Origin of the sequence: Microbacterium sp., from assembly GCF_017305435.1 — a bacterium.
GTDB lineage: Bacteria > Actinomycetota > Actinomycetes > Actinomycetales > Microbacteriaceae > Microbacterium.
Genome location: NZ_JAFKIP010000006.1, coordinates 438,352 through 452,394, shown reverse-complemented (window position 1 = coordinate 452,394; position 14,043 = coordinate 438,352). Strand labels below are relative to the sequence as shown.

15 protein-coding genes and 1 rRNA gene are annotated in these 14,043 nt (G+C 69.4%); 11 read left to right on the top strand and 5 right to left on the bottom strand.

Going from position 1 to position 14,043, the window contains the following annotated elements; translation table 11 throughout:
• Nucleotides 1-101: ribosomal RNA gene (gene rrf, locus J0I43_RS12875) — 5S ribosomal RNA — on the top strand; the annotation flags it as partial.
• A gap of 94 nt (nucleotides 102-195) precedes the next feature.
• On the opposite strand, the gene J0I43_RS12870 is transcribed toward rrf, so the two are convergent.
• Nucleotides 196-1,179, bottom strand: a complete 984-nt coding sequence (locus tag J0I43_RS12870; RefSeq protein WP_292864426.1) for a PDR/VanB family oxidoreductase — start codon at nucleotides 1,177-1,179, stop codon at nucleotides 196-198.
• A gap of 2 nt (nucleotides 1,180-1,181) precedes the next feature.
• Complete coding sequence (locus J0I43_RS12865; protein ID WP_292864423.1) at nucleotides 1,182-2,321, bottom strand: aromatic ring-hydroxylating dioxygenase subunit alpha; 1,140 nt, start codon at nucleotides 2,319-2,321, stop codon at nucleotides 1,182-1,184.
• Nucleotides 2,322-2,415: 94 nt separating this feature from the next.
• On the opposite strand from J0I43_RS12865, the gene J0I43_RS12860 reads away from it, so the two are divergent.
• From J0I43_RS12860 to J0I43_RS12835, 6 genes are all read left to right on the top strand, one after another.
• Nucleotides 2,416-3,012, top strand: a complete 597-nt coding sequence (locus tag J0I43_RS12860) for a PadR family transcriptional regulator (protein WP_292864420.1) — start codon at nucleotides 2,416-2,418, stop codon at nucleotides 3,010-3,012.
• A 138-nt stretch (nucleotides 3,013-3,150) separates the two neighbouring features.
• The gene (locus J0I43_RS12855) at nucleotides 3,151-4,140 is read left to right on the top strand and encodes an ABC transporter substrate-binding protein (protein WP_292864417.1); all 990 of its coding nucleotides are present in this window, start codon (nucleotides 3,151-3,153) and stop codon (nucleotides 4,138-4,140) included.
• 10 nt (nucleotides 4,141-4,150) lie between these two features.
• Entirely contained in the window at nucleotides 4,151-4,993 is an 843-nt protein-coding gene (locus tag J0I43_RS12850) for an ABC transporter permease (protein WP_292864414.1), read from the top strand.
• Nucleotides 4,990-5,814 carry an ABC transporter permease gene (locus tag J0I43_RS12845; protein ID WP_292864411.1) on the top strand — a complete coding sequence of 275 codons (825 nt, stop codon included), beginning with the start codon at nucleotides 4,990-4,992 and terminating at the stop codon, nucleotides 5,812-5,814. The genes J0I43_RS12850 and J0I43_RS12845 overlap by 4 nt, the downstream gene beginning before the upstream one ends.
• Nucleotides 5,807-6,607, top strand: a complete 801-nt coding sequence (locus tag J0I43_RS12840; RefSeq protein ID WP_292864408.1) for an ABC transporter ATP-binding protein — start codon at nucleotides 5,807-5,809, stop codon at nucleotides 6,605-6,607. The genes J0I43_RS12845 and J0I43_RS12840 overlap by 8 nt, the downstream gene beginning before the upstream one ends.
• 5 nt (nucleotides 6,608-6,612) lie before the next feature.
• Nucleotides 6,613-7,425, top strand: coding sequence for a PaaX family transcriptional regulator C-terminal domain-containing protein (locus tag J0I43_RS12835; protein ID WP_292864406.1), 813 nt, complete (start codon nucleotides 6,613-6,615; stop codon nucleotides 7,423-7,425).
• Nucleotides 7,426-7,465: 40 nt separating this feature from the next.
• On the opposite strand, the gene J0I43_RS12830 is transcribed toward J0I43_RS12835, so the two are convergent.
• A complete protein-coding gene (locus tag J0I43_RS12830; protein ID WP_292864403.1) occupies nucleotides 7,466-8,638 on the bottom strand; it encodes a 4-hydroxybenzoate 3-monooxygenase in 1,173 nt (390 codons plus the stop codon).
• A gap of 106 nt (nucleotides 8,639-8,744) precedes the next feature.
• Nucleotides 8,745-9,494: an IclR family transcriptional regulator gene (locus J0I43_RS12825; RefSeq protein ID WP_292864400.1), complete on the bottom strand. Its 750-nt coding sequence runs from the start codon at nucleotides 9,492-9,494 to the stop codon at nucleotides 8,745-8,747.
• A 61-nt stretch (nucleotides 9,495-9,555) separates the two neighbouring features.
• Between J0I43_RS12825 and J0I43_RS12820 the strand changes: the two genes are divergently transcribed.
• On the top strand, nucleotides 9,556-10,257 hold the full coding sequence (locus tag J0I43_RS12820; protein WP_292864397.1) for a hypothetical protein: 702 nt from the start codon (nucleotides 9,556-9,558) through the stop codon (nucleotides 10,255-10,257).
• A 9-nt stretch (nucleotides 10,258-10,266) separates the two neighbouring features.
• On the opposite strand, the gene J0I43_RS12815 is transcribed toward J0I43_RS12820, so the two are convergent.
• Nucleotides 10,267-11,202: a LysR family transcriptional regulator gene (locus J0I43_RS12815; RefSeq protein WP_292864394.1), complete on the bottom strand. Its 936-nt coding sequence runs from the start codon at nucleotides 11,200-11,202 to the stop codon at nucleotides 10,267-10,269.
• 103 nt (nucleotides 11,203-11,305) lie between these two features.
• Here J0I43_RS12815 and J0I43_RS12810 point away from each other — a divergent pair, with 103 nt between their 5' ends.
• The 3 genes from J0I43_RS12810 to J0I43_RS12800 are packed head-to-tail and all read left to right on the top strand — an operon-like array spanning nucleotide 11,306 to nucleotide 14,042.
• Nucleotides 11,306-12,334 carry an amidohydrolase family protein gene (locus tag J0I43_RS12810; RefSeq protein WP_292864391.1) on the top strand — a complete coding sequence of 343 codons (1,029 nt, stop codon included), beginning with the start codon at nucleotides 11,306-11,308 and terminating at the stop codon, nucleotides 12,332-12,334.
• A 25-nt stretch (nucleotides 12,335-12,359) separates the two neighbouring features.
• Nucleotides 12,360-13,052, top strand: a complete 693-nt coding sequence (gene ligK / locus J0I43_RS12805; RefSeq protein ID WP_292864388.1) for a 4-carboxy-4-hydroxy-2-oxoadipate aldolase/oxaloacetate decarboxylase — start codon at nucleotides 12,360-12,362, stop codon at nucleotides 13,050-13,052.
• Between the two features lie 3 nt (nucleotides 13,053-13,055).
• Complete coding sequence (locus J0I43_RS12800; RefSeq protein ID WP_292864385.1) at nucleotides 13,056-14,042, top strand: amidohydrolase family protein; 987 nt, start codon at nucleotides 13,056-13,058, stop codon at nucleotides 14,040-14,042.
• Nucleotide 14,043: the final 1 nt, after the last annotated feature.

Genomic DNA, 14,043 nt, shown 5'->3' with positions numbered 1-14,043 from the left:
TGAGGGAAACGCCCGGTCACATTCCGAACCCGGAAGCTAAGCCTCACAGCGCCGATGGTACTGCAGGGGGGACCCTGTGGGAGAGTAGGACACCGCCGGACTCCTTTTCACGGAAAGGCCACCCCACACAGGGGTGGCCTTTCCGCGTTTCTGGACTCTTCAGCAGCGATCGTCGGGCCGCGATGTGGGCCCTGATCACGTCGTGATGATCTCCACGATCGCGTCGCGGCCCGCGGGAGCGACGACGCGCGACACGCAGCAGCACATCTTCTCGTGCGCATTGCGCTGGCGCTCGCTGTAGAACACATCCCTGTGGTCGATCTCGCCGTCGAGCCCGGCGATGCGCACCTCGCACAGCCCGCACTCGCCTTTGCGGCAGTCCGAGAGCATGTCGGCGCCGGCGCTCTCCAGCGCTTCGAGCATCGTCTGGTTCGGCTTGACGCGGGCCTCCAGCCCGGTGGCGGGGATACGGACGATGAACTCCTGGGCATCGAACCACCCGCTGTTGCCGAACGTCTCCATGCGCAGGTCGGCGATCGGCAGTCCGCGCTCCTGCCACGCGCGACGCACCGCGTCCATCAACCGGATCGGTCCGCACACGTAGACCTCGGTGCCCGGAGCGATCCCGGACACGATACCGGCGACATCCATCGTCGTGCCCTCGTCGCGCACGTGCACGCTGAGGCGTTCCCCGTGCCGCTCGGTCATGTCGTCGAGGTAGGCCATCAGGGGGCGGCTGCGCCCCGCGTACCGCAGCCGGTAGTCGGCTCCGCGGCGACGCAGGCTCTCGGCCATGCCGAGCATCGCCGTGATGCCGACCCCGCCGGCGATGAGCTCGTACCGCGGTGCGCCGGGGCGCAGGGGGAAGTCGTTGAGCGGCTGGGTGATCTCGATGGCATCCCCCGGGCGCAGCGCGTTCATGACGTGCGCGCCGCCGCGACTGACCGGCGAGGTGTAGATGCTCAGCGCGATCCGGGCGCCGTCGGGTGTGGCATCCACGATGGAGTACGACCGCCGCTCGGGCTCGCCCCCGATGGACAGACGCACGTCGACGTGGGCGCCGGGTTCGACCCGGGCGGGCTGCTCGACCTCGATCTCGATGCGTCGGATCTCGGGCGTGAGCGGACGGTTCGTGGCGATGGTGCCGCGCTGCCAGACCTCCGTGTGTGCGACGGCCACGATCAGCCCGCGAGGGGGGTGAGAGGCGCGAGCGGCGCGGGGCCCGTGGAGCGAACCGGGCCGAGGGTGCTGCGCTCGCGTCCTTCACTCTCGAGCATGCGCTCGAGGAGCTTTCGCACCCACATGCCGCCGGTGTCGATGTTCAGGCTGTAGAACTCGTAGTCCGGGTTCGCGTCGATCGCCTGCTGCTGCGCCGTGAGCATCGCCTCATCCTCCCCGAAGACGCCGTGGACGCCGTCGCGCAGCTGAGTGGTGATGAGCTGGCTCTCCAGGCGGTAGTTGCGCTGGAACGACCAGAAGTAGTGGCTCGTGCGGTCCGTCTCGGGGCTGATGGTGTTCATGACGTAGCCGTTCACGCCCTGCGAGCGGTCGCCTTCCGGGGCCCCCGTGCCCGCCTTCGCCACCCCGACGTCGATGCAGATCGTCGACGGCGCCTCGTAGTGGATGATCTGCCACCGGTCGACGCGGCCCTCGAAGTCGGGGAACTTGTCGCGCATGTTCTTGCGCCAGAACGGCGGCGCCTCGATGTCGAGCATCCACCGCTCGACCGTGACGGTCGTGTCGGTGTGGCTCGTGATGAAGTCGGACTCGCTGAGTTCCTTCTGCCCGATGCTGGAGGAGTGCACGAACTCCTCGTGCGTGAGGTCCATCAGGTTGTCGAGGATCAGCTGGTAGTTGCACGGCGCCTCGATCGTGAGGCCGTCGCCCGTCCACGCGGGGTCGGTCATCTGGTGCATGTCGGGGATCAGGTCGGGGTCGGCGAGCGCCGCGTCGCCCACCCACACCCAGAGGTACCGGTAGCGGTCGACGACGGGGAACGACGGCACCAGCGCGCTCGGGTTGATCGTCTCCTGCGCGGGCATCGAGGTGCAGCGGCCACGGGAGTCGTAGGTGATGCCGTGGTAGGGGCAGCGGATGCCGTCGGCGCCCACGAGGACGCCCTGGGAGAGCGGAGCGAGACGATGCCAGCACGCGTCGGCCAACGCCACGGGCCGCCCGTCCTCCGTTCGATACAGCGCGAGGGGGCGCCCCGCGACGGTGCGCGAGAGGATCTGCTTGCGGCCGACCTCGTGATCCCACGCCGCCACGTACCAGGCATTGCGCGGGTAGTCGAGCAACTTCGCGGTGACTGTCTCCGCCATCGGGACCTCCTCGTCCGAATAACTATCAAGATAGATATATGCAGGAAGATAACGTAGGACTCGGCGATGCGCAATCGCCGAGGAAGGCGGGTCCATGACTCTTCGCTATGCGCTGCTCGCGCTTCTCACGGCTCAGCCGATGACGGGATACGACCTGGCCAAGTCCTTCCATGTCTCCGTCGGGCACGTGTGGCATGCGCCGGACTCCCAGATCTACCCCGAGTTGAAGCGCATGCTCGCGGACGGGTTCATCGAGGGGGAGTCCGTGCCGTGGGGCGCAGCCTCGACGAAAACGCGGTACTCGATCACGGATGCCGGGGTGGACGCCTTCGCGCGGTGGATGGACGAGAAGGTCGAGTACGTGCACGAGCGCGATCCCATGCGGCTGCGCGCCGCGTATTTCGAGTGGTCCGACCCGGCGGCGGCGCGGGCGCGTCTGCGCGAGCACATCGCGCACTACGAGCTGCTCCGCGCGCAGTGGCAGGCGCAGCTCGACGCGATCCGCGACCACAGCCATCCGATCATCGCTCGGCGCCTCGCATCCGACACGCGGCACGAGCCCGAGGCGATCGTCGCCTTCAAGGTCTTCACGTACGAAGGCTTCGTCGATCGGGCCGACGGCGAGATCGCGTGGGCGCGCCGCGGGCTCGCGCTCCTCGACGATCTCGACGACATTTCGACGAAATCATGACGAGCGTCAGAAATGTGTTGACAGTTCTGATTCCATGCCGGAGCATGTGAGCATCGGCACATCGACGTGACGCGGGCGGAGACGCCCAGGACACCCGGGGCCGACCTGCACCTGACCACCACGTGAAAGAGGCCCTCAATGAAGAAGTTCCTCGCCGTCGGAGCGCTTGCTGCCGCGGCCATCCTTGCGCTCAGCGGCTGCACCGACTCCGCCGCTCCCAGCGGCTCCGCCTCACCCTCGGGGAGCGGTGACGCTGGCGGAGAGATCCGCGACATCCGCGTCGCCGCGCTTCCCATCGCCGAGACCGGTGCCCTGTGGGCCGCCATCGACGAGGGCATCTTCGAGAAGCACGGACTCAACGTCGAAGTCGTGCCTGCTCAGGGTGGCGCCAACGCCATCCCGGCCCTTCTCAGCGGCGACATCCAGTTCGCCATCGGGCAGCCGTTCGGACCGATCCGCGCCGATCTGCAGGATCTCGGCGTCGCGATCATCGGCAACTACGCCAACAGCCTGGCCGAGGGCACGGACGTCAACGCCGTCGTCGTTCCGGCAGGGTCGGCGATCACGCGGCCGGCGGACCTCTCCGGCAAGACGGTCTCGGTCAACACCATCGGCGCCGCCGGCGATCTGACGATCCGCAAGGCCGTCGACGACGACGGCGGCGACTCCTCGACGATCAAGTTCGTCGAGGTCGCCTTCCCCGACGTCCCCGCGCAGCTGGATGCCGGAACGATGGATGCCGCGTGGGCGCCGGACCCGTTCCGCGGGATCGTCGTGGGCAAGGGTGGCACCTCGATCGTCGCGCCGTACCAGGCGACCATCCCCGGGCTGACGGTCCTCACCAGCATCACGACGCAGGATCTCATCGACAACGACGCCGATCTCGTCGCGGACTATGCGGCCGCGATGGAAGAAGCGCTCACCTTCGCGTCGTCGAACGAGGACGCGGTGCGCGCGGCGATCGCGACCAACCTCAAGATCCCGGCCGAGGCGGCAGCGGGCATCACCCTTCCGACGTTCACCTGGGATCTCTCGGATGCGGGTATCGAGAAGCTGGGTGCGCTGGCGGTCAGCTACAAGTACATCGATGCGGAGCCCGACTACTCGCGGCTCATCCAGCAGAAGTGACGTCGACGCGATGACGACCACGTCCGCCAGGCTCGAGACACCTGTTCGGAACTCCGCGCGCGACCTGACCGGGAGCCTCCGGGCCCTCCGCAAGGTCGGGCTCGGCGTCGCCGGGATCGTCGGGTTCCTGCTCACCTGGCAGCTGCTGCCGGGCACGGGACTCGTGAATCCGGAGTACTTCCCGACAGCCACCCAGACGCTCACTGCTTTGGGCGCTCAGGTCGGTGATCTCGAGTTCTGGCGGAACGTGGGTCGCACGATGACCGCATGGGCCATCGGCCTCGCCCTCGCCGCCATCCTCGCGGCGGTGCTCGGAACGGTCATCGGACTCGTTCCCTTCCTGCGCAGGGCCACGCATACCGTCGTCGAGTTCCTGCGGCCGATTCCCTCGGTCGCCCTCATCCCGCTCGCCGTGCTGCTGTACGGCTACCAACTGCAGGCCGCGCTGATCATCATCGTGTTCGCGTCCTTCTGGCAGGTGTTCATCCAGGTCCTCTACGGCGTCGCCGACGTCGATGCCGTCGCACGCGACACGGCCAAGAGCTACGGCCTGTCGAACCGGTCGCAGATCGTCAATCTGGTGTTCCCCACGGCGCTGCCCTACCTGATGACGGGCCTGCGACTGGCGGCCGCCGTCGCGTTGATCCTCGCCATCACGGCGGAGATGTTCATCGGCAATCCCGGCATCGGGCGCGCGATCGTCTTCGCCCAATCCGCGGGTGACTGGCCGCTCGTCTATGCGCTCGTGGTCGTCACGGGCGTCCTCGGTCTCATCATCAATCTCGTCTTCCGGGTGATCGAACGCCGATCACTGTCGTGGCACCAGTCGGTGCGAGGGGAGGAGGTCCTGTGACGCTCTACACGAGCACGGTCGTCGTGCCGCGCCGCCCGTCCCGCGTGTGGGCCAAGATCGGCGAGAACACCGCCTACGCGCTCGGACTTCCGGTCGTGCTGATCGTGATCTGGGGGATCTGGGCGACGATCTCACCCGCGAAGTTCTTCCCCTCGCCCAGCAAGCTGGCGCAGGCCTTTGTCGAGACCTGGATCGGCCCGGCGTTCGTCACGGACGTGCTGCCGAGCCTCGGTCGCCTGGCCGCCGGCATCCTGATCGCGATCCTCGTCGGCATCGTCGCCGGCGCCGTGATCGGACTCACGCGCTGGCTGCGCGAGCTCCTCGAACCGACCCTGGAGTTCTTCCGCGCGGTGCCGCCGCCCGTCCTGCTGCCGATCGTGGTCGTGCTGATGGGGCCGACCGACGTCATGAAGATCACGATGATCGTCGTGGGTTCGGTGTGGCCCGTCCTCCTCAACACGATCGAGGGTGTGCGGGCGACCGATCAGATCATGAAGGAGACGGCGCGCTCCTTCGCCCTGACCACTCCCGAGCGGCTGCGCTTCCTCGTGCTGCCGGCGGCCTCGCCGCGCATCATGGCGGGGGTGCGGCAGTCCCTGTCGATCGCCCTGATCCTCATGGTGATCTCGGAGCTCGGCTACTCGTCATCCGGTCTGGGCTTCCAGATCGTCTACTTCCAGCGCAACTACCTCATCGCCGAGATGTGGAGCGGGATCCTGCTGCTGGGTCTGATCGGGGTGCTGCTCGCAGCGATCTTCTCGGTCGTCGAGCGGCGCGTCCTGCGCTGGTACCACGGAATCAAGGAGGTGGAGCGTGTCTGACGCGCTTCTGGAGGTCGAGCACCTCCGCAAGGTCTACGAATCTTCGACGGGGAGCGTCGAGGCGATCGGCGACATCAGCTTCACGATGCGTTCGGGTGAGCTCGTCTGCATCGTCGGGCCCTCGGGCTGCGGCAAGACGACCCTGCTCAAATGCATCGCGGGGCTCCTCAAGCCCACGTCCGGCAGCGTCGCGCTCGACGGCAAGAAGGTGCAGGGGCCGCCGCCGAACATGGCGCTCGTGTTCCAGGAGTACGGTCGCAGCCTGTATCCGTGGCTCACGGTCCGCGGGAACGTCGAGCTCCCGCTCAAGCACAAGAAGCTGACGAAGGTCGAGCGGGAGCGCCTCGTCTCCGACGCCCTGCTCGCGGTCGGTCTCGACCACGCTGCGAGCAGCTACCCCTGGCAGCTGTCGGGAGGCATGCAGCAGCGCGTCGCCATCGCCCGCGCCGTCGCGTACCAGCCGGAGGTCCTCATCATGGATGAGCCCTTCGCCGCCGTCGACGCGCAGACTCGGGCCGACCTGGAGGATCTCGTCCGCACGCTCCATCGCGAACGCGGCATGTCGATCCTCTTCGTGACCCACGACATCGACGAGTCCGTGTATCTCGGCGAACGCGTCGTCGTCCTCTCGAAGTCGCCCACCTGGGTGCAGGAGGATCTGGCGATCGATCTGGATGCCGAGCGCGATCAGATCACGACGCGGGCGCTCCCTCGATTCACCGAGCTGCGCACGCACGTATACGAGCAGATCCAGCGCGCCAAACGCGGCGAGGCCGTGCGTCCGGCAAGCTGAATGCCGTGCGAAATCGCAAACCGGTCCAGCTCCTGCTCGCCTTCTTCGGCGAGATGGTCGTCGGGCGCACCGACGATCCGGTGCCCGCGTCCGTCCTGATCGACGTGCTGGACGGCGCGGGCATCGCGGGGCCGACCACCCGTGCATCACTCGACCGCATGCGCGAACGCGGACTGCTGGGCCGGGTCCGTCGCGGACGCGAGATCGGGTTCCACCTGACCGATCGCGCCAAGGACGTGCTCAACGAGGCCGCGGAGCGTGTCGAGCGCACCGATCCGTTCGCGCCGCGAGGCGCGGGGTGGACCCTCGTCACGTTCAGCGTCGCCGAGCGGCACCGCAGCCTGCGGCATCAGCTGCGCGCGAGCCTGACCTGGGCGGGATTCGCTCCGCTGCGAGACGGTCTCTGGGTGGCGCCCGGTGCCATCGACCTGGCATCCGCTCTCGGCCCGCTTCAGGACGACCTGCCGCCCGGGACGGTCCAGGCGTTCCGGGCCTCCGAGATCGAGGGATACGAGATGGGCGACGCGGTCGCCTCGGCGTGGCAGATCGATGAGATCCGGGCCGAGCACGAGTTGTTTCTTCGGGAATGGGAGGGCGCGGCAGACTACGGCGGACGCATGCCGGCGCTGACGGCGCGTACCGCGCTGGTCGCCGACTGGCTCGCGCTCCTCCGCGCCGATCCGGGGCTGCCCGCCGGTCACCTCGGCCCGCACTGGCCGGCGGACAGGTCCACGCGCGTGTTCCGCGAGCGCCATGCGGCTCTACACGCCGCCTCCGACGCCGAGTTCCTCGCACGCATGGGCGCCATACCCGCCTGAGACGTCGGCGCGTCCGCGGGGCGCCGGACGAGCTCGTGCGTCAGTCGAGCGGCCACCCCGTGTAGGCCTCGGCGAGGTAGGTGCTGCCGGCTTCGGACTCGACGACGCTGCGCAGCTCCCCGAGCTGGCGCTTGCGGTCGAAGTCGGAGGCATCCGGCGCGACGTGCAGCATCGAGGTCATCCACCAGGAGAAGTGCTGCGCCTTCCAGATGCGGCGGAGGGCCGTCTCGGCGAAGGCATCCAGCGGGCGCTCATCGTTCTCGAGCAGCAGAGCACGGAGGGCCCGCTCGAGCACGAGCACGTCGGCCGCCGCGAGGTTCATGCCCTTCGCGCCGGTCGGCGGCACCGTGTGCGCGGCATCGCCGATGATCGCGACGCGCCCCTTGCGCAGCTCGTACGCGACGAAGCTCCGGAACCGCAGGACGTCGCGCTGGAAGATCGGGCCCTCGTTCAGGGTCGTCCCCGGGACGCGTTTCTGCAGCTCATCCCACAGCTGCGCCTCGCTGAACGCCTGCGGATCGGCATCCGGGTCGCACTGGAAGTACATGCGCTGCACCTCGGGGCTGCGCTGGCTGATGAGCGCGAACCCGTCGGGTGAGTTCGAGTAGATCAGCTCGGGTGCGCTCGGCGGCGCCTCGGTGAGGATGCCGAACCAGGCGAACGGGTACTCGCGGAAGTAGCCGCCGTGCGAGCCGGTCACGACCGGGCGTGCCACCGAACGCGACCCGTCCGCGCCCACGACGAACTCGGCGCGGATGACGACCTCGTCGCCCGCCGCGGTGCGCGCGACGACGGCGGGGCGATCGGATGCCTCGTCGACGACGGCCTCCGCGGTGACCTCGAAGCGCAGATCCTGCCCGGCATCCAGCGCTTCGGCGACGAGGTCGCGCAGCACCTCGTGCTGCGGATAGAGCCAGACGGCGCGGCCGACGAGAGCGTCGAAGTCGATGCGGTGCCCCTCGCCCGCGAAGCGCAGCTCGATGCCCTCGTGGCGGCTGCCCACCGTGCGGGCGCGGGAGCCCGCGATCTCGTCGAGGAGCTCGACGGTGCCCTGTTCGAGGATGCCTGCGCGGATCGTGTGCTCGATCTGCTCGCGCGTGCGGCTGTCGATGACGATCGAGTCGATGCCGGCGATGCGGAGGCGGTTCGCGAGGAGGAGGCCGGCGGGGCCCGCTCCGATGATCGCGACGCGCGTGGTCAGCGTGGTGGTCATGGTCGTCTCCTTCGACGAGAGGCATGGGTGCAGCGGGGTGGCTTCGACCATGATGGATGCCGCACCGCGGCATGCCGGTAATGTTCCCATTGAATGAGAATTCAATTCAGGCGCGAGTGAGCGCGTGCTCGATCTCGCGCGCCGCGCGGTGCAATTCCTCGAGGACCGGCGTCGTGGGCGCGTCGCGAGGAAGGATCGCGGAGAGCGCCGCGACGACCCGACCCGCATCCGCGCGCACGGGCACGGCGACGCCCGTCGAGACGTCTTCGACGAAGCCGGGGGCGACGGCGTGCCCCAGCGTGCGGATCTCGTCGAGCTTGCGGCGGACCGCCTCGGGTGTCGTCGGCGTGGCCCCGGCGAGGCGGCGCAGCGGCTGGGCGAGCACGCGCTCGCGCACGTCGGCGTCGGCGTAGGCGAGGAGCACGAGGCCGGAGGACGAGGCGTGCAGGGGCAGGCGACCCGCGACGCGCGTGATGTTGGCGCCGGCATCCTGCCCGCTCAGCCGCTCCAGGAAGAGCGCCTCGTCCTGCTCGAGGATCGCGAGCTGCGTGTGCTCGCGGATGCGCGCCTGCGCACGCTCCATCGCGGGCAGTGCGGCCTGGCGGAGGCGCAGCGCGTGCGACGAGCGGGTCGCGAGCTCCCAGAGCCGCATGCCGACGCGCACGCGACCGTCGCCGTCGCGTTCGAGCAGGCCGGCGTCGACGAGTTCGCCGACGAAGCGGTGCGCCGTGGAGGGCGGCAGGCCGGCGCGGCGGCCGACCTCCGCGGCCGTCTGCGCCGTGCGGGTCGGTGTGAAGGTGTCGAGCACGCGCACGAGCCGGTCCGTCACCGAGTCGCCGCTGGGAGAGTTCGCCACGTGGGCAGGATGCCACACTCTGCGAGCGCATCCGCCGAAGCGGGCGCGGTACCCTCGACGCATGCCCGAGCCCGCCGCCGCCGACCCGTGGAGCGCCCTCACTCCGGAAGGGGTCGCCGCGGCACTGGGCGCTGCTGCACTGGGCGCTGCTGCACTGGGCGCTGCTGTGACCGACGGGGCCCCGCGCTGGTGGCTGTCCGGCGGCGCGGCGCTCGACCGGTTCGTCGGCGCCCCCATCCGCGACCGCGAGAACATCGACGTCTCGACGATCCCCGCGCATCTCGCGTCCGTGATCGCCGGGTTGCCTGCGGGCCTCAGCGCGTGGGTCGGGCAGGACGACGACGAGCCGCTCATCGCGTGGGCGGGGGCCGACCCGGCATCCGACATCCAGCGTGTGCTCGTCCGCGACGATGCGCGCGGCGTGTGGGTGCTGCGCATCAACGTCGAGGACGGTGCCGCGCGCGCCTGGATGTACCGCCGCGATCCGCGCCTGCAGGTGCCGTGGGATGCCGCGGTCATCGACCGTGACGGCATCCCCACGGGGGCGCCGGAGATCCAGCTCGTCTGGAAGGCCCTGCGCCCGCGCCCCGAAGACGACGTCGACAAGGATGCCGTGCTGCCGCGCCTCTCACCCGAGGCGGTCACGTTCTTCGAGACGGCGCTCCTGCGCATCCATCCGCACTCGACGTGGTCGATCCACGTGCGGAGCCCCGTGTTCCCCGCCCGGCCCAGCTGGAACCGCCGCCCGGGCGCGGGCGCGTAGCACCCCGCGTCACCCCGGCGGGACCTCCACGAGGTCGCCGGCCCCGGTGAACTCGCCCGATGACACGGCATCCAGCGTCAGCTGCCGGAACCAGCGCTGCGCGGTGCTGAGGCTCGCCTTGCGTCGCGTGTACAGCGCGACCGGTGAGCTCTGCGCGGGCCAGGGGAGTTCGGTGATCCGCAGCCGGGGGAACCAGCCGCAGAAGACCTCCGCGACGTGCCGAGGCAGGAGGGCCACGAGATCGGTCGCCGACAGCACCGCGGGCACGGTCGCGTACTCGACGACGTTGAGGGCCACCTGCGGCAAGAGTCCCTGCTCGTCGAGCACCTGAAGCGGGAAGACATGCCCGCCACGCGACGAGACCTGCACGAAGCGTCGACCCGCGAACATGTCGGGCGCGACCGCCGGCAGCGGAAAGGCGTCGGAAGTGAGGGCGACGTATTCCACGGTCCGCACTCGCGAGCGCCACAGCCGCGGCGAGATGAGGTGCGACACCGTGATCGCGACGTCGACGGTACCGCGGACGAGCTCCTCCTCGACCTGGTCGGCGTCGACCCGCTCGACCTGCAGCCGCGGCTGCGCGCCGGTGCGCGAGAGCGCCGCGAGGATCGGCGGCAGGAACGTCTGCTCGCCGATCGACGTGAGGCCGAGCCCCAGGTCGCCGGTGAAGGATGCCGGGGTGAAGTCGTCGTCGTCGCTCACGGCCGCGTCGATCTGCGCGAGTGCTTCATGCAGCGGCGCGAACAGCGCCGTCGCGCGCGGCGTCGGCACCATGACGTTGCCCTCGCGGCGGAACAGCACGTCGCCGAACCGTTCCCGCAGCCGCGCGAGGGTGTAGCTGACGGTCGGCTGCGTCACGTGCAGCGCCTGCGCGGTCGCGGTGAGGCTCCGCCGCTCGTACAGCACGGTGAAGGTCCGCAGCTGGTTCAGGTCGGGGAGAGGCATCCATCGATCCCATCTATTGGCAAACGCTCCAGAATCTATTGGACCACACTCGATCGGGCTCGTACCGTTGGTCTCACCGGAACCCCCACGACGAGGACCAGCGTTGATCATCGACATCCACGGTCACTACACGACCGCCCCCGCACAGCTCGGCGCCTGGCGCGACCTGCAGATCGCGTTCGCGAACGGCCAGGGCGAGGCGCCGGACCCCGCCGCACTGACGATCAGCGACGACGACATCCGCGAGACGATCGAGCAGAACCAGCTGCGCCTGATGGACGATCGCGGCAGCGACGTCACGGTCTTCAGCCCGCGCGCCTCGTTCATGGCGCACCACATCGGCGACCTCGCGGTCAGCGAGACCTGGGCGCGCATCTGCAACGACCTGTGCGCGCGGGTCGCCCAGCTCTTCCCGGACCGCTTCCTCCCGGGCGCGATGCTGCCTCAGTCGCCCGGTGCGCTGCCGGCGACTACGATCCCCGAGCTCACTCGCGCGGTCGAGGAGCTCGGCGTCGTCACCGTGAACCTCAACCCCGACCCCTCGGGCGGCCTCTGGACCGCGCCGCCGCTCACCGACCGCTCGTGGTACCCGGTCTACGAGAAGCTCGTCGAGTACGAGCTGCCCGCGATGATCCACGTGTCGACCTCGTGCAAGCCGCAGTTCCACACGACGGGCGATCACTACCTCGGCGCCGACACGACGGCGTTCATGCAGCTGCTCAAGGGCGATCTGTTCCGCGACTTCCCCGACCTGAAGGTCGTCATCCCGCACGGCGGCGGCGCGGTGCCCTATCACTGGGGGCGCTTCCGCGGGCTCGCGATGGCGCTCGGCAAGCCCGAGCTCGAAGAGCATCTGCTCGGCAACGTGTTCTTCGACACGTGCGTCTACCACCAGCCCGGTATCGATCTGCTGACCCAGGTGATCCCCACCGAGAACATCCTGTTCGCGAGCGAGATGATCGGCGCCGTCCGTGACATCGACCCGCGCACGGGCCACTACTTCGACGACACGAAGCGCTATGTGGATGCCACGGCGCACCTCGACGACGCCCAGCGCGCCCAGGTGTTCGAGGGCAACGCCCGCCGCGTCTACCCCCGACTCGACCGTGCGCTCGCCGCGCAGGGGCGCTGAGAACAGGACAGCTGGGAGGAACATCATGAAGCTCAACAACCTCGGTGAGGTCCACACGAACATCGCACGCCCGGACGCCGCCGACGTCGCGCGGCTGGCGCAGTTCGGCGTCGCCACGATCCACGAAGCGATGGGCCGTGTCGGCCTCCTCCGCCCCTACATCCGCCCCGCCTACACCGGCGCGAAGCTGTGCGGCCCCGCGGTGACCGTGCTGCTGCAGCCGGGCGACAACTGGATGTTCCACGTCGCCGCCGAGCAGGTGCAGCCCGGCGACGTGATCGTCGCGGGGTGCACGACCGAGAGCGAGGACGGCTTCTTCGGCGAGCTGCTCGCCACCTCGCTCACGGCGCGCGGCTGTCAGGGCCTCGTCATCGACGGCGGCGTCCGCGACGTCGCCGACCTCGAGAAGATGGACTTCCCCGTGTTCTCGCGGGCCATCAACTCCAAGGGCACCGTCAAGGCGACGCTCGGTTCGGTGAACATCCCCGTCGTCGTCGCGAACGCGCTCGTGAACCCGGGCGATGTCGTCGTCGCTGACGTCGACGGTGTCGTCGTCGTGCCCCGCGCGCTCGTCGGCGCCGTCGCCGACGCGAGCCAGGAGCGCGAAGACCGCGAAGAGGCCAAGCGCGCGCAGTTCCGTGCGGGTGTCCTGGGTCTCGACATCTACGGGATGCGTGAGCCCCTGGCATCCGCCGGCCTGGAATACGTGGAGGACTGACGGATGCCGGAGACCCAGACCGTGCACGGCGAGACGACCGGCCCGTTCGAGAAGACGCCCGGGTGGCTCGACTGGTACGACGGCCCCTCGACCCCGCGCTTCCGCCTGCCCGCGGGCGCCGTCGACGCGCACTGCCACGTCTTCGGGCCGGGCGCCGAGTTCCCCTACGCGCCACAGCGCAAGTACACGCCGTGCGATGCCTCCGCCGATCAGCTGTTCGCCCTCCGCGACCAGCTCGGGTTCGACGCGAACGTCATCGTGCAGGCCACCTGCCACGGTGCCGACAACCGTGCGCTCGTCGACGCGCTGCGCCGGAGCGACGGCCGCGCCCGCGGCGTCGCCACCGTTCGCCGCGACGTCACCGCGGACGAGCTCGCCGACCTGCACGAGGCGGGCGTCCGCGGCGTGCGCTTCAACTTCGTCAAGCGGCTCGTCGACCGTGTGCCGACGGACGCGCTCGACGAGATCGTCGCGAAGATCGCCCCGCTCGGCTGGCACGTCGTGATCTACTTCGAGGCCGAAGATCTGCCCGAGCTGTACGACTTCTTCAGCGGCATCCCCACCGATGTCGTCGTCGATCACATGGGTCGCCCCGACGTCACGAAGGACCCCGACGGCCCCGAGTTCGGACTGTTCCTGCGCTTCCTGCGCGAGAACCCGAACGTCTGGACCAAGGTGACCTGCCCCGAGCGGTTGAGCGTCACGGGGCCCAGAGCGCTTCCGGAAGAAACGCAGGACGGTGAGCAGCACACGTATACCGACGTCGTGCCGTTCGCCCGTCGCGTGGTCGAGGAGTTCCCCGACCGCGTGCTGTGGGGCACCGACTGGCCCCACCCCAACCTGAAGGACCACATGCCCGACGACGGGCTGCTGGTCGACTTCATCCCGCAGATCGCCGTGACCGAGGAGCTGCAGCGGCGCCTCCTCGTCGACAACCCGCGGCGCCTCTACTGGGCGGATGCCTCGCCCGACACTCGCGAAGGAGCATGAC

Excerpts from the sequence above, each read along its gene's own strand:
- J0I43_RS12815 (WP_292864394.1), bottom strand. The coding sequence starts at position 11,202 with ATGCCTCTCCCCGACCTGAACCAGCTGCGGACCTTCACCGTGCTGTAC.
- J0I43_RS12865 (WP_292864423.1), bottom strand. The coding sequence starts at position 2,321 with ATGGCGGAGACAGTCACCGCGAAGTTGCTCGACTACCCGCGCAATGCC.
- J0I43_RS12830 (WP_292864403.1), bottom strand. The coding sequence starts at position 8,638 with ATGACCACCACGCTGACCACGCGCGTCGCGATCATCGGAGCGGGCCCC.
- J0I43_RS12820 (WP_292864397.1), top strand. The coding sequence starts at position 9,556 with ATGCCCGAGCCCGCCGCCGCCGACCCGTGGAGCGCCCTCACTCCGGAA.
- J0I43_RS12860 (WP_292864420.1), top strand. The coding sequence starts at position 2,416 with ATGACTCTTCGCTATGCGCTGCTCGCGCTTCTCACGGCTCAGCCGATG.
- J0I43_RS12850 (WP_292864414.1), top strand. The coding sequence starts at position 4,151 with ATGACGACCACGTCCGCCAGGCTCGAGACACCTGTTCGGAACTCCGCG.
- ligK (WP_292864388.1), top strand. The coding sequence starts at position 12,360 with ATGAAGCTCAACAACCTCGGTGAGGTCCACACGAACATCGCACGCCCG.
- J0I43_RS12855 (WP_292864417.1), top strand. The coding sequence starts at position 3,151 with ATGAAGAAGTTCCTCGCCGTCGGAGCGCTTGCTGCCGCGGCCATCCTT.
- J0I43_RS12800 (WP_292864385.1), top strand. The coding sequence starts at position 13,056 with ATGCCGGAGACCCAGACCGTGCACGGCGAGACGACCGGCCCGTTCGAG.